The organism is Streptomyces sp. NBC_00358 (assembly GCF_036099295.1).
GTDB lineage: Bacteria > Actinomycetota > Actinomycetes > Streptomycetales > Streptomycetaceae > Streptomyces.
Window position 1 is genome coordinate 4421393 of record NZ_CP107976.1, and the last position, 14605, is coordinate 4435997.

The following is a 14605-nucleotide window of genomic DNA, read 5'->3' on the forward strand; positions in this document are numbered from 1 at the left end:
CGAGGAGCATCCTGCCCTGCGCATCGACAGGGCAGGAGTTCCGTGAGCGGTCGTCGGTGATGCGGACCGGCCCATCAGTCCCGGCGGATCAGTTCCGGGTCGATGCGGCGGCCCACAAGCGGCAGGGAGCCCACCGCGGCCATCGCCACCACGCCTGCCGCGGCGAGCGCGAGCAGGGGGATGCCGGCCAGGTCCCACTGGATCGTGCCGCCGCCGGTGATCAGGTAGCTGGACTCGGCGAGTTTGCCGGTGAACAGGGCCAGGACCAGTCCGAGGCCCAATGGCAGCACGACCTGGGCACACTGCACGGCCCGCATGGTTCCGGCCCGCGCGCCGATCAGTGTCACGGCGGTGACCTGTGCGCGGCGCTCGACGGCCCGGTCGGTGACGGACACCAGGAAGGCGGCCACCCCGATGACCAGCCCCATGACCATGCCCAGGGCCAGCAACGTCTCGACCACGGAAATCTGCTCAAGGCCTTGGATGTTCAGCCCCACGAGTTCGATCTCGGCGATCGGGGCGACGGCGGCAATGCCATCGAGGACCGCACGTACCCGGCTGGGGTCGGAGCTGCCTGCGAGGAGGAGCTCCGCGTCTCGGGGGCGGGCGTCGGCGGGAAGGACGGACGGCGGGACGAGGAGCTCGGCGGTGCCGACCGCGGACCCGGAATACCCGCTGTACACGACCCGCCCGGCGGGCACGGCGATGTCCAGGCGCTGGGCCCGCCCGTTGTCGGAACGAAGGCGGAAGGGGAACGACTTGCCGGGATGCATGTCGGATCCCACGCTTGAGTTCGGGTCCACGAGCCGCAGCACCTTGCCGTCCACACAGCCCTCGGTGCGCACGGTCATCCGTTGCAACTGGGCGCACGTGGCCACCAGAGCAGTGGCCGAGGAGAGGACGACGCCGGGCTGGTCGTTTTCGAGGTCGACCCAGGAGTTCATCAGAAGGGCGTGTGCCTGGGCCCCGGACACCTCGTCGAGGTCCCGCTGCTGCCGTGTGCTGAGCCCCGACAGGGGCAAGGAGTAGTCCTGTACGGCGCCGGACGGGCGAGTGACCTGTTCCAGTTGGATGAGGACACCCTGGGCCAGCGACGCGACGTAGACGAGCAGGACCAGGCTGGTGACCACCCGCATCGCGCTGCCCGGCTCGGCCTCGTTGCGCCGCATCGCGAGGTTGAGCGTCAGGGACTGGGTGGTCCGCGCCACCCGGCGCGCCAGCGCGTACGACAGCAGCGGCAGCGTCAGCACCAGCCCCACGCCGGTCAGGACGACGCCGGCGACCACCAGCAGCGCGTTGAGGCCGAGGCTGGAGGCGGGGTGTCCCATCAGGTCGGTTGCGCAGAATCCGCACACGATGCCCAGGCCGCTGAGCAACAGCAGGCCGACCCACTTGGACGGGGGCCGCGGGACCGCCGTACGCCGTACCGCGAGCGGGTTGGCGGTCGCGTCCCGCGCGCTCTTACGGCTGACGAACCAGGCCAGGGCCGGACAGCCGAGCAGGCAGACAGCGATCGTGGCGGCCGACAGGGCGCCGTCGCCGGGATACCACCTCAGCCCCGGCAGACCGGCCCGGGACATCACCTGATTGAGCACCCAGTACTCGCCCAGTCCCAGCACTCCGCCCAGCAACGCCGCGACGACGGTCTCGGCCGCGTTCACACGCTGCGTGCCCTTGATGCTCAGGCCCAGCAGCCGCAGTGCCGCGAGGCGGCGCATACGGCTGGCGGCGGACAGCCGGGCGCAGACCGACAGGAAGATTCCCAGGGGCAGCAGGACCAGGGTGGCCAGGGCGAACCGTACATCGGTGAGGGTGGACGGCTCGACGGCAGGAAAGGGGGCGTAGCCGTAGCCGAACCCCTTCAGTGTCCGTCCCTCGCGGGCGATACCGGCCCGATCGGTTCCGATGTAGGCGTAGAGCTCGTCGGGATGTGCGAGCCCGGCCGGGCCGATCACGCCCGCTTCGCGACCCGGCAGCAAGGCTTTGACGGCGGGTGCGGCACGCAGCAGGTCATGCACGCGCGGAGAGACGAACACCTCACCAGGGGAAGGGAGTTCACTCAGCCCGGGAGGTACCGGATGGGGGCCCTTGGCACCCTCGGCGACGAACACCCGGGTGAAGGACCGTGAGCCGTAGGCATCATCGCGCTGCAGGACGAGTGTGCCGTTCGCCGGACCTCTGGCGGAGGTGACGGGCTGCCGGGCGGCGGCACGGCCGTCGTGCGCGTCGAGGATCGCCGGAACGGTGAGAACGAGGGCGAGGCAGCAGACCCCGATCGAACCCCCGGCGGCCATGAGGAAGAAGCGTATTCGGTTACCGCGTCCCGCCCCGAACAGCAGGCGCAGACCGAGCAGGAATTCCCTCACGCCGCACCCCGTGGGCTCAGGACTCCGTCAGCCATCGTGTAGTGGGTGTCGGCCTGGGCGGCGACGGCCGGGTCGTGCGTCACCAGGATGACGGCGGTCCCCTGCGAGCGCGCCAGTCCGAGGAACTCCTTGAGTACGGCTGAGGCGTTGGCGCTGTCGAGCGACCCGGTCGGCTCGTCCGCGAAAACGATCGCCGGCCGATGCACCAGGGAACGCGCGACCGCGACGCGCTGACTCTGTCCGCCGGAGACCTGACCAGGACGCCGCTCGCGCAGTTCACCGAGTCCGAGTCGTTCGAGCACCTCGCCGGCTGCCGCGAGTGCGGGTCCTTTGCGCTGCCCAGCCAGGCGCAGAGGCAGGGCGGTGTTCTCCTCCACGGTGAGTTCCGGCAGCAACTCGCCGTACTGGAAGACGAATCCGAACCGTTCCCGGCGGAGCGCGCTGATCTCGTCGTCGGAGAGATCGCCGAGCACCCGCCCTTCGAACCGCACGTACCCACGAGTGGCAGGCAGCACGCCGGCGAGACAGTAGAGCAACGAGGACTTGCCGGAACCGCTCTGTCCGGTGATCGCCACAACCTCCCCGACGGACACCGAGATGTGGGCGTCGAGGACGGCCGGCTGCTTGCCGTAGGAGAGGTCGACTCCGTTGGCAACAAGTATTTCTGACATGCTGTTGGCTTCCCCCAAAGAAGCGTGCGGGCCCAGGAGGACACCCTGGACCCGCGGTCTTGCCAGAGCGACCGACTACCGCTGGTAGTGCTTGGTCGGCGAGCAGTTGTCGGGGTTCCTGGAAGACCGCGCCCCCGTGGTGAGCGCCGGAATGGCCGACTCGCTGATTTCTTCTCCCGTTTGGTTGTTCACCCTGATTGGTCGCGATGCCTCCAGGGCCATCGATGATCCTAAATGGAGCGAAGAAGACCGAAACTGAATTAATCGTGATTACTCTGGTTTGGCTGGATTCCGGCGGGTGGACCCGGCCGGAAACGTGTCGGCGCCGTCCGCACCGCTCTTCGTCCGCACCGGCGACCGCGTCGTGCCGGGCCGGTCACCGGCGTGAAGACCACCCCGCGCGCCGACGGCGTGCTGCGGAGCTGGGCGGCTTCGACCGAGGACGACGTCCGGCACTACGGGACTGGATCGGCACAGGGAAGGCCGACCGTACGGTCAAGCGGCTCGGCACCTGCTCCTGCACGGATGGCACGAGCGACCCGCTCGCCGTCCTCCGTGGCAGCCTCCGGGACGGCGGGACGTACGTGTACTCGGTCGTGACCAAGGACCACTGGGACGCCGTGCCGCCTTCGAGCGACCCGAGGGTAACGGTCGCCGATTCGAGGCCATCGAGTTGGGCCTCCGGCCGTCCGTGAGGGTCACCGGGACCGGAACCTCGACAGCGTGGACTACGGCACCGCGATCGGCGGACCCGACCAGAACGGGCCGTCCGTCAACCGGCGGTGCGCCAATAGCCGAGTGCGACACCCTCGCCGGCCAACAGGTCAGCCGGTGGAACGCGGCCACCAAGGCGGCGTACGAGCCGCTGCAAGCCGGACTACTGCCGGCCGCGACCCGCTCCCACACGGACACCCCGGCCGCGTGGGACCACGCACTTCTGCACACTGGAGGCGGTACGCGCCGACGGCAGCGTCGCGGGCACGCACATGTGAAGCGGCGCCTTCCAGGACCGCGCCCAACGGGTACGAGGTCGGCAGAGCCACTTCGGGCAACCTGATACCACTCCGCCGAGCACCCCGGCCACGACGCACATCACCGGCACGTCCGGAAAAAAAGCAAAAGCCCCAGGTCACGGCGAGTGAGTCCTGAGGCTTCCACAGAGCCGCCTTCGGGATTCGAACCCGAGACCTACGCATTACGAGTGCGTTGCTCTGGCCATCTGAGCTAAGGCGGCGCGCTGCTCACACCTATGGTGCGATCAGCAACGTCGGTAAGTCTACACAGTTTCCAGGGGTGCTCCGCACACGCCCGGGAGCATGTGGCCCAGGGGTGCGCGGCGGGGCTATGAGCAGCGCTTTCCCTTCTCGGGAGGGGTCCCCTGGAGGAGGTAGCGGTTGATCGTCGAGTCGATGCAGGTGCTGCCGCGGCCGTACGCGGTGTGGCCGTCGCCGACGTAGGTGAGGAGGGTCCCGGAGGAGAGCTGGGAGGCGAGGGACTGGGCCCAGGGGTACGGGGTCGCAGGGTCGCGGGTGGTGCCGACGACGAGGATCGGCGCCGCGCCCTTCGCCTCGATACGGTGGGGCTCGCCGGTGTTCTTGACCGGCCAGTACGCGCAGTTCAGGGAGGCCCAGGCCAGTCCCTCACCGAAGACGGGGGACGCCTTCTCGAAAGCGGGGAGTGTCTGCTCCACCTGGTCCGGGCCGGAGAAGGCGGCCGGCAGGTCGAGGCAGTTCACGGCGGCGTTGGCGGACATCAGGTTCGCGTACCGGCCGTCGGCGTCCCGCTCGTAGTAGCTGTCGGAGAGGGCCAGCAGCCCGGCGCCGTCGTTCTTCTTCATCGCCGAGGTGAGCGCGTCACGAAGCTGCGGCCAGGAGGTCTCGTCGTACATCGCCGCGATCACGCCCGTGGTCGCGAGCGCTTCCCCGAGCTTGCGGCCGTCCGGGTCGCCGGCCGGGATGGGTTTCTTGTCCAACTGCTGGAAGAACGCCTTCAGGTTCCTTCCCACCTCGTCCGGGCTCGTGCCCGCATCGCCCAGCGGGCAGTCGCTGTGCCGCACGCAGTCCTTCGCGAAGGACTGGAACGCCGTCTCGAACCCCGCCGTCTGCTCCTCGTTCAGCTTGCGCGAGGTGAGGGACGGGTCCAGCGCGCCGTCCAGCACCAGCCGGCCCACCCGGTCCGGGAAGAGGCCCGCGTAGGTCGCCCCCAGGAACGTCCCGTACGACGCCCCCACATAGGACAGCTTCTGGTCGCCCAGCACGGCCCGCAGAATGTCCATGTCGCGGGCCGCCTCGACCGTGGACACGTGCCGGAGCAGCTCCGGCGAGTGCGCGCCGCAACCCTCGGCGAACTTCTTGTAGGCCTCGACGAGCCGATCCGTCTCCTGACCGTCGTCCGGCGTGGTGTCCGTCTGCGTGAAGGCGTCCATCGCGCGGCCGTTGAGGCACTCGACCGGCTCGCTCCTGGCCACTCCCCTCGGGTCGACCGCGACCATGTCGTAGCGGGCGCGGACATCCACCGGATAGCCGATTCCGGCGTACGACTGGAGATAGTCGACCGCCGAACCGCCCGGCCCTCCCGGATTGACCAGCAGCGAACCGAGCCGCTTGCCCGGCCCCGTGGCCTTCTTGCGGGAGACCGCCAGCCTGACATCGCCCGAGCCCGGCTTCGCGTAGTCGAGCGGCGCCTTCATCGTGGCGCACTCGAAGTCGGGGACACCGCAGCTGCGCCAGCTCAGCTTCTGCTGGTAGTACGGCGCCAGTGCCGACGGTGTGGCGCGCGGCAGCGCGGTGAGCGCCGCCTCGGACGTCGCCGCCGTCGTCGTGGAACTCCCTGAGGAGCACGCGGAGATGAGCAGCGCCGCGGCGGCCAGCAGCACGCCGCTCGCACGGACGGGTCGGGTCGGCCGGGAGGTGCGCCTCAGGTGCATCCCGCGAGCGTAACCTTGCGCGATCAATTGATCACCTTCAGTCGCAGAAGCGGCTCGTACGAGTGACTCGGTCAACTTTCATCGCCGGCTCCGTCCCCCGGACCCGGACAGTCGACGGGCGCCGGGGCCGCGAGCGGCTCAGCCCGCTCTGAGCGCCATCGTCATCGCCTCCACCGCGAGCAGCGGGGCGACGTTGCGGTCGAGGGCCTCCCGGCACGCGGCGATCGCGTCGATGCGGCGCAAGGTCGACTCCGGCGAACTGTCGCGGGCCAGCCGCTCCAGCGTGTCCCCCGCGTCCGCGTTGGCGATGGCCAGACGGGAGCCGAGCTGAAGGGCGAGTACGTCGCGGTAGAAGCCGGTGAGGTCGATCAGGGCCAGATCCAGGCTGTCGCGCTGCGTGCGCGTTCTCCGGCGCTTCTGCCGGTCCTCCAGCTCCTTCATGACGCCCGCCGTGCCGCGCGGCATCCGACCGCCCTGAACCGCGCCGAGCGCCGTCTTCAGGTCCTCGGTCTCCTTGACGTCGACTTCCTCGGCGAGCTGTTTCGCGTCCTCCGAAGCCGTGTCGATCAGCTCCTGGGCCGCCTTGAGGCAGCCGCCGATGTCGTCGATCCGCAGCGGGAGCTTGAGGACGGCGGCACGGCGCTGCCGGGCGCTCGGGTCCGTGGCGAGTCGGCGGGCCCGCCCGATGTGGCCCTGTGTCGCGCGCGCGACGGCCGCGGCGACGTCGGGCTCGATGCCGTCACGGCGTACGAGGATGTCGGCTACCGCTTCCACCGGCGGCGTGCGCAGCGTGAGCAGCCGGCAGCGGGAGCGGATGGTGGGCAGTACGTCCTCGATGGACGGGGCGCAGAGGAGCCAGACCGTGCGGGGAGCGGGCTCCTCGACGGCCTTCAGCAGGACGTTGCCCGCGCCCTCCGTGAGCCGGTCCGCGTCTTCCAGGACGATGACCTGCCAGCGGCCGACGGCGGGGGACAGCTGGGCGCGACGGACCAGGTCGCGGGTCTCCTTGACGCCGATGGACAGCAGGTCGGTGCGGACGATCTCCACATCGGCGTGCGTCCCGACCAGACTCGTATGACAGCCGTCGCAGAACCCGCAGCCGGGGATTCCGCCGAGCGCGCGGTCGGGGCTCACACACTGCAGCGCGGCCGCGAACGCGCGCGCCGCTGTGGAACGGCCCGAGCCGGGCGGGCCCGTGAACAGCCAGGCGTGCGTCATCTTGGACGCCTCGGGGAGCGGGGTCTTCGCGGTGACCGCCGTGACCAGGGCGTCGGCGTCCCGGGCAGCGGCGGCGAGCTGCTCGCTCACCTTCTCCTGGCCCACCACGTCGTCCCACACAGGCATGGGCTCCGCCCTTCCGTCGCATTTTGTCTCGCGTCGTCCATTGTGCGGGTCGCCACTGACAATCGGCCCCGCCCGCCCGTTCACCGGACGCGAGGCAGCGAACGCGGAGAACGTGACGCATACCGCCGGGCCGGGGACCTCCGGACCAGGCGCCGCGGCCCCTCGCCGGGGACTCGCGGCCACCCGTCAGGGGCGGACCTCCAGAGACTCGCGACCCCCGTCAGGGACTAGCGTCGCCGCCCGCCGCGCCCCTGGCCCTGCCCCTCGTCCCAGTCGTCCTCGTCGTCGCGCGGGCCCAGCAGTTCGTCCGCCAGGGTCGGGAGGTCGTCGAGCGGGGTCTCCTCGGCCCAGTCGGGGCGGGGCCTGCGGCGCGGGGCGCCCGTCTCGTCCACCTGCGGCAGTTCCCGTGTGCGGTCCACGGGACCCTCGGGCCCCGCCCCCGGCCGCTCGTCGCGGAAGAAGCCCCGGGGCATCCGCTCCGCGGGGTCACCGGCCGGTGCGTCGGCCCTCGGCCCGGCGCCCCCGTCCCGTACCGGAGGAAGAACCGCCGTCTCGTCGGCCGCGCCCGAGGCCGGGGAGACGGGCGGCAGCACCGCCGTCTCGTCCGCGGCCCCGCCCGGGACCGGCGGCTTCGGCAGCGAGGCCGTGTCCTCGACCTCGGAGCGGGAGGCCGGGCGCTTGGCCGCGCGGCCTCCACCCGGTCGTACGGCCGGAAGCACCGCGGTCTCGTCGACGGCCCCCCGGGCCGTCGGGTCGGTCACGACCGGCGTGGGCAGCGTCGTCTCGTTGTCCGGCACGGAAGCAGCCGCGGCCCATGAGGGCTTGGTGGCGGAGGCAGCCGGAGAGGGTGACGGCGACGGCGAGGCCGTCGGAGCCGTACCCGCGTCGCGTCCCGTCCCGGCTCCGGCTCCCGGAGCGGTCGTCGGGGAGCCCGACCCGGAACCGGTCCCGGAACCCGTCCCGGTGCTCGACACCGCGGCCTCGGCCGAAGCCGCCGCGGCCGCCGAAGCGGCAGCCGCCTCCGCGGCGAGCCGCCGGGCCTCCTCGGCCCGCAGCAGCGCTTCCTCGGCCTTCCGCTGCTTCTCCAGGCGGCGCGCCTCGGCCTCGGCGCGCAGCCGCGCCTCCTCCTCGGCCTGTCGGCGCACCCGCTCCTGCTCCGCGGCGCGGACCTTCTCCTCCGCGAGAAGCCGGACCCGCTCCTCCTCGGCACGGCGGCGGGCCTCCTCGGCGCGCTGCCGGGCCTCCTCCGCCTGGCGCTCGGCCTCGCGCCGCTGGGCCTCTTCCAGCTCGCGCTGCTTGCGCTCCTCCTCCTCGGCGCGCAGTTTCGCGAGCTGTGCCTGGCGCTCGCGCTCCAGACGCTCCTCCTCGGCCTTGCGGGCGGCCTCTTCCTCGGCCTTGCGCCGGGCCTCCTCCTCGGCCGCCCTGCGTGCCTCCTCCTGGGCCTTCACCTCGGCTTCGGAGAGGGGCAGCATCACATCCAGCCGATGCCGTACGACGGTGGTGACGGCCTCGGGCTCCTGTGCCGCGTCGACGACCAGATAGCGGCTCGGGTCGGCGGCGGCGAGCGTCAGGAAACCGGACCGCACGCGCGTGTGGAACTCGACCGGCTCCGACTCAAGGCGGTCGGGCGCCTCGGTGAACCGCTCGCGGGCGGCTTCGGGAGACACGTCCAGCAGGACGGTCAAGTGCGGTACGAGCCCGTCCGTCGCCCACCGGTTGATACGGGCGATCTCCGTAGGGGACAGGTCGCGGCCCGCGCCCTGGTAGGCCACGGAGGAGTCGATGTAGCGGTCGGAGATGACGACGGCACCCCGCTCCAGCGCGGGCCGCACCACCGTGTCGACGTGCTCCGCCCGGTCGGCGGCGTACAGGAGGGCCTCGGCGCGGTGCGAGAGGCCCGCGGACGACACGTCGAGGAGGATCGAGCGCAGTCGCTTGCCGACCGGCGTGGCGCCCGGTTCGCGGGTCACCACGACCTCGTGGCCCTTGGACCGGATCCAGTCGGCCAGGGCCTGGGCCTGGGTCGACTTGCCGGCCCCGTCGCCGCCCTCCAGGGCGATGAAGAAGCCGCTCGTCGCGGGCACCTGCGCAGGGTCGTCACCGCCGCGCAGCGCGTCCAGCAGGTCCTTGCGCAGGGGTACCCCGGAACGGTCGTCGACCTTGGCGAGCACCACGGCGGCGACGGGCAGCAGGAGCGCGCCGACCAGCATCAGGGTGAAGGCGGCGCCGCCGTGCGCGAACACGAACTTGCCGCTTTCCAGGCGGTGCGGGCCGATCGCGGCGGCCACCAGCGGCGCCACGATCGCGCCGACCGCGACGAAGACCCGGACGACCGCGTGCAGATGCTCGGTCGTACGGGGGCGCCGGTAGTCCTCGGCCTCCTGGTCGAGGAGCGCGTGGCCGGTGTTGGCGGCCACACCCGCGCCGACGCCGGCGAAGGCCACGATCAGCAGCACGGCGGTGACGTCCGGGACGAGGCCGGCGACCAGCAGCGCGACCCCGGTGAAGGCGATCGCGAGGGCGAGCAGCCTGCGCCGCGACAGCGACGGGAGCAGCGAGGGGGCCGTGCGGATTCCGACGACGACGCCGCCGGTCAGGGCCAGCACCAGCAGCCCGTACAGCACGGGTCCGCCGCCCAGGTCGATGGCGTCCAGTACGGAGACGGCGACGGCGGCCGAGATCGCCCCGGCCACGGCCGCGCAGGCGGGCACCAGAAGCGGAATCGCGCCGGTGCGGCCCTTGTCGATGCCGGTGCCCGTCTTCGGGCGGCGCAGTCCTTCGAGCGGCGACCGCGCGCGCGGGGTGCGGGCGTCGGGCAGCTCGAGGAAGGTGATCACCGACAGGCAGGCCGCGAACAGTCCGGCCGCGACGTACGAGGCGAGCGCCGCCTGGTGCTGGTCGAACCAGTCGATCCCGGCGCCCAGCAGGTTGCTGACGAGGGAGACGGCGACCAGGGTGACGGCCGCGATCGGGACCGCGGCGAACGCCGTACGCAGGGACAGCCGCCGCAGCGCGTCCATGTGGTCCGGCAGCGGGCGCACCGTGGCGCCCTCCAGCGGCGGCGCGGGCAGCAGCGCGGGCGCCGCGCTCTCCCTGCACACCGTCCAGAACCGCTCGGCGACTCCGGTCACGAAGACGATGACGAGGAGGACGGCGAGCGCGTTGTCCGGGGTCCAGTCGATGAACAGCGGAGCGACGATGAGGAGCGCGGCCCGCAGGCCGTCGGCTCCGAGCATGGTCCAGCGCCGGTCGAGCAGCCCGTCGGGGGAGGTCAGCGACGTCATGGGGCCGAGGAGCACGGCTCCGAAGAGCAGCGTCGCCAGGACGCGCACTCCGAAGACGGCCGCCACGGCGAGGGCGGCTCCGCGGGCACCACCGCCGAAGGAACCCTCGGAGATCGCCGCCTGGAGGGCGAGGACGACCAGCACCAGCAGGGCCAGCGCGTCCGCGACACCTCCCACGAGGTGCGCGCTCCACAACCGCTTCAACTGCGGTTGACGCAGCAGCGCGCGGACGGCACGTTCGCGTGAATCCGCGACGAGTGCGTCGTCGGGGGCCCAGTCCTGGGCCGTTGGCTGCTCGGCTCGCGTCATCCTGCCAGCCTATCCGGACCCACTGACTCCCCGAAGGGGTGCCCGAACATACGGACGCCCCTACACCAAATGGTGTAGGGGCGTCCACTTCTCCGACATGGGACGACTCAGCCTTCGGAGGCCGCCGTCTTCTTCGCGGCGGTCTTCTTGGCGGGAGCCTTCTTGGCGGCCGTCTTCGACGCGGTCGTCTTGGCGGCCGCCTTCTTGGCCGGTGCCTTCTTGGCGGGAGCCTTCTTCGCGGCCGCCTTCTTCGCGGTCTTCTTGGCCGGACCCTTTGCACGCTTCTCGGCGAGCAGCTCGTAGCCGCGCTCCGGCGTGATGTCCTCGACGCTGTCGTCGGAACGCAGGGTCGCGTTGGTCTCGCCATCGGTCACGTACGGACCGAAACGGCCGTCCTTGACCACGACCGGCTTTCCGCTGACCGGGTCCTCGCCCAGCTCCTTCAGCGGCGGCTTGGCGGCGGCGCGGCCCCGCTGCTTGGGCTGGGAGTAGATCTCCAGCGCCTCTTCGAGCGTGATGGTGAAGAGCTGGTCCTCGGCGGTGAGCGAGCGCGAGTCCGTGCCCTTCTTCAGGTACGGCCCGTAGCGCCCGTTCTGCGCGGTGATCTCGACGCCCTCGGCGTCCTTGCCGACGACCCGCGGCAGGGACATGAGCTTGAGGGCGTCCTCCAGCGTCACCGTGTCGAGCTGCATCGACTTGAACAGCGAGGCGGTACGCGGCTTGACGGCGTTCTTGCCCGTCTTCGGGGTGCCCTCGGGGAGCACCTCGGTGACGTACGGGCCGTAGCGGCCGTCCCTGGCGATGATCTGGTGACCCGAGTGCGGGTCGGCGCCGAGCTCGAAGTCACCGCTCGGCTTGGCGAGCAGTTCCTCGGCGAGGTCGACCGTCAGCTCGTCGGGGGCCAGGTCCTCGGGCACGTCGGCACGCTGGTGGTTCTCGGAGTCCTTCTCGCCGCGCTCGACGTACGGGCCGTAGCGGCCGACGCGCAGCACGATGTCGTTGCCGACCGGGAACGAGGACACCTCGCGGGCGTCGATGGCGCCCAGGTCGGTGACGAGCTCCTTGAGGCCGCCCAGGTGGTCGCCGTCGCCGTTGCCCGCGTCGGCGGCACCGGCCGCGTCGCCCTCGCCGAAGTAGAAACGCCGCAGCCACGGCACGGCCTGCGCCTCACCGCGGGCGATGCGGTCGAGGTCGTCCTCCATCCTGGCGGTGAAGTCGTAGTCGACGAGCCGCCCGAAGTGCTTCTCCAGGAGGTTGACCACGGCGAACGACAAGAAGGAGGGCACCAGGGCCGTCCCCTTCTTGAAGACGTAACCGCGGTCGAGGATCGTGCCGATGATCGACGCGTACGTCGACGGGCGGCCGATCTCGCGCTCTTCGAGCTCCTTGACCAGGGACGCCTCGGTGTAGCGGGCCGGCGGCTTGGTGGCGTGCCCGTCGACCGTGATCTCCGCGGCGGACAGCGGGTCGCCCTCGGCGACCTGCGGAAGGCGGCGCTCGCGGTCGTCGAGCTCGGCGTTCGGGTCGTCGGCGCCCTCGACGTAGGCCTTCAGGAAGCCGTGGAAGGTGATCGTCTTGCCGGACGCGCTGAATTCGGCGTCACGGCCGTCGGCGGACCGGCCCGCGATCTTCACGGTGACGGAGTTACCGACCGCGTCCTTCATCTGGGACGCGACGGTCCGCTTCCAGATCAGCTCGTAGAGCCTGAACTGGTCGCCGGTCAGACCCGTCTCGGCCGGGGTGCGGAAACGGTCACCCGAGGGACGGATCGCCTCGTGCGCCTCCTGCGCGTTCTTGACCTTCCCGGCATACGTACGCGGCTGTGCCGGCAGGTAGTCGGCGCCGTACAGCTGCGTGACCTGGGCGCGGGCGGCCGTGATCGCCGTCTCCGACAGGGTCGTGGAGTCCGTACGCATGTAGGTGATGAAGCCGTTCTCGTACAGCTTCTGTGCCACCTGCATGGTCGCCTTCGCACCGAAGCCGAGCTTGCGCGAGGCCTCCTGCTGGAGCGTCGTCGTGCGGAACGGCGCGTACGGCGAGCGGCGGTAGGGCTTGGACTCGACCGAGCGGACCGCGAAGGCCGTGTCCTGAAGGGCGGCGGCGAGCGCACGGGCGTTCGTCTCGTCCAGGTGGAGCGTGTTCGCGCTCTTGATCTGGCCCAGCGAGTCGAAGTCGCGGCCCTGCGCGACGCGCTTGCCGTCGACCGCGGTGAGGCGGGCGACCAGGTTGGACGGGTCGCTGGCGTCGCCGGTGCGACCGGTGCCGAAGGTGCCGGTCAGGTCCCAGTACTCGGCGGAACGGAAGGCGATGCGCTCGCGTTCCCGCTCGACGACGAGCCGGGTGGCCACGGACTGGACGCGGCCCGCCGACAGTCGCGGCATGACCTTCTTCCACAGGACCGGCGAGACCTCGTAGCCGTAGAGGCGGTCGAGGATGCGGCGGGTCTCCTGGGCGTCGACCATGCGCTTGTTCAGCTCGCGCGGGTTGGCGACGGCGCTGCGGATCGCGTCCTTGGTGATCTCGTGGAAGACCATCCGGTGGACGGGGACCTTGGGCTTGAGGACCTCCAGGAGGTGCCACGCGATGGCCTCGCCCTCGCGGTCCTCATCGGTGGCGAGGAAGAGCTCGTCGGAATCCTTCAGCAGATCCTTGAGCTTCTTTACCTGGGCCTTCTTGTCGGCGTTGACCACATAGATCGGCTGGAAGTCGTTGTCGACGTCCACACCGAGACGGCGCACCTCACCGGTGTACTTCTCCGGCACCTCGGCGGCACCGTTCGGGAGGTCACGGATGTGCCCGACGCTCGCTTCGACGACATAGCCGGGGCCGAGATAGCCCTTGATCGTCTTCGCCTTGGCAGGCGACTCGACGATGACGAGTCGGCGGCCGCCGTGTGCGGTGTCGCTGGTCGGGGACAACTTCGCTCTTCTCTCCGGTCGACGCGGAATCTCCCCGGGGCTTGATTCCCGAGGGATCGGGTCATGCTGACGCTGCGGAGTGTGACGGTACATCCCGCCCCCGTGTCAAACGGGAAAAGCCCGCAACGGCCACTCGAACGGTAACCCGACTACCGCCATTCCTGCCGCCCGGAGTGTCCACCGGCTCTTCCGGGCCTATCCGGAGGGTAACTTCCCAGTTACCGGGGCCCCGGTCCTCACGCGCGGTTTCACACGCGCGTGAAGCACCACATCCCGAGCACCAGCGCCCCGCTTCCCGCGACGCCGGCGAGGGTCACCGATGCGACGCGGTTCACACCGTGCGCGACCGGCTCCCCCTGTCGCACCCGGACCGCCGTCCAGGCCAGAAGTCCACCTCCGAACAGGGCGAACACCAGTCCCGCGAAGATCGCCGGTCCGCTTTCCATCGATCTGTCCTTTCGCCCGGGTCCTCAGGCTCGGGAGGCTGACACGGGCCGGCAGCCGACGGACGAACCCACGGTGAACGCCGGGCAACCGGCGCCCCATGGGGCGCCCACGCTCCGCCGTGCGCCGCCCTCGCCCCCGGCCGTCCCCTTCTTCTCCCTATCCCTATCCGCCTCCACCGCCATGTCCATGCCTGTGGTGCGGCGGCGGGGCCGAGAACCGACGGTCACCTGGTGCGGGGGCGGGGGCCCGGCGGATGAGGACTCGCCGAGACGAACCGGGCCGGCGAGCCGACGGTCTCGGGGGCGTCGGATGGTGGCGGGGGTGTCGGAGGTGTCGGAGG

The 14605-nt window shown here is 71.1% G+C and carries 7 protein-coding genes and 1 tRNA gene; all 8 read right to left on the bottom strand.

Annotation, left to right across the window (positions count from 1 at the left end):
- Positions 1-74 precede the first annotated feature (74 nt).
- A complete protein-coding gene (locus OHT01_RS18615) occupies positions 75-2366 on the bottom strand; it encodes an FtsX-like permease family protein (protein ID WP_328554264.1) in 2292 nt (763 codons plus the stop codon).
- Positions 2363-3037, bottom strand: coding sequence for an ABC transporter ATP-binding protein (locus OHT01_RS18620; RefSeq protein WP_328554265.1), 675 nt, complete (start codon positions 3035-3037; stop codon positions 2363-2365). Before OHT01_RS18620 ends, OHT01_RS18615 begins: the two co-directional genes overlap by 4 nt.
- Positions 3038-4197: 1160 nt before the next feature.
- Positions 4198-4271, bottom strand: a tRNA-Thr gene (locus OHT01_RS18625).
- Between the two features lie 108 nt (positions 4272-4379).
- Positions 4380-5963 (bottom strand): alpha/beta hydrolase, encoded by a 1584-nt coding sequence (locus OHT01_RS18630; RefSeq protein ID WP_328554266.1) that lies wholly within the window; start codon positions 5961-5963, stop codon positions 4380-4382.
- Positions 5964-6101: 138 nt separating this feature from the next.
- On the bottom strand, positions 6102-7307 hold the full coding sequence (locus tag OHT01_RS18635) for a DNA polymerase III subunit delta' (RefSeq protein WP_328554267.1): 1206 nt from the start codon (positions 7305-7307) through the stop codon (positions 6102-6104).
- 227 nt (positions 7308-7534) lie between these two features.
- A complete protein-coding gene (gene tmk / locus OHT01_RS18640) occupies positions 7535-10900 on the bottom strand; it encodes a dTMP kinase (RefSeq protein WP_328554268.1) in 3366 nt (1121 codons plus the stop codon).
- A gap of 107 nt (positions 10901-11007) precedes the next feature.
- Positions 11008-13818, bottom strand: coding sequence for a type I DNA topoisomerase (topA, locus tag OHT01_RS18645; RefSeq protein WP_328554269.1), 2811 nt, complete (start codon positions 13816-13818; stop codon positions 11008-11010).
- A 248-nt stretch (positions 13819-14066) separates the two neighbouring features.
- Positions 14067-14264 carry a hypothetical protein gene (locus OHT01_RS18650; protein ID WP_328554270.1) on the bottom strand — a complete coding sequence of 66 codons (198 nt, stop codon included), beginning with the start codon at positions 14262-14264 and terminating at the stop codon, positions 14067-14069.
- Between the last annotated feature and the right edge of the window lie 341 nt (positions 14265-14605).